A 647-nucleotide genomic window follows, 5' to 3' on the forward strand; every position below is an offset into this window, starting at 1 on the left:
TATTCCTTTACGCGCTGCATCATCACACGGGCGCTCGTGTTCACACTGCTAGGATGCTGTCCCTCTGACCAATCAATTGAAGCATCACAACGTGTATTATCCGCCGCTCTAAGCGACCAATCATAAATCGTCGACATCTCTCGTGAATCCTAATTTCGGTAAAACGGTCCGTAAAATGCCCGCATGAAGGGCGTCATCAAAGGGTTATCATCTTCATCACTCTCTTCTTCTTCCGAAGACTCTTCTTGCGATGCTAATTGTGATGCTAATAATGCCCGTAAAACCTCTAACAAGTTGTCTCTATTGCCAAAACCACCCTGTGCTATAGGACTTGCTCTATAAGGCTGCCCCCCATACATCTGTAGCACGCGGTTGACAAAATCACTTGCACGCATAGCGTTGTTTCCACCATTCAAACCAACCGCATTACTGCCAACAATTTGCGCTGCATTGGCATGGGGATTTTGTAAAAGGCGGGCGGCTCCTCCTGCCCCTTGTTGATGTGCTAAATACAATTCTGCATCAGTAGGCGCTCTTCCCAAAAGGCGGCTTAAATGATTGCGATTATCAAGCGTCAAGCGCCCCATGGCATCTGCCGCTTGCATGGGGTCAAAACGGTCTTGCAAACCATATTGTTTGGCTGTGCT

1 protein-coding gene and 1 pseudogene are annotated in these 647 nt (G+C 47.9%); both read right to left on the reverse strand.

The annotated features are described in order from the left end of the window. Positions 1-137 (reverse strand): annotated as a pseudogene (locus ACFIMW_RS09465) (phage tail protein); the annotation flags it as partial. Between the two features lie 12 nt (positions 138-149). Beyond that, a partial coding sequence (locus ACFIMW_RS09470) for a lytic transglycosylase (RefSeq protein ID WP_375608923.1) occupies positions 150-647 on the reverse strand: 498 nt, incomplete at its 5' end.

Origin of the sequence: Bartonella sp. AC329YNZD (genome assembly GCF_042196685.1) — a bacterium.
In the GTDB taxonomy this organism is placed as follows: Bacteria; Pseudomonadota; Alphaproteobacteria; order Rhizobiales; family Rhizobiaceae; genus Bartonella.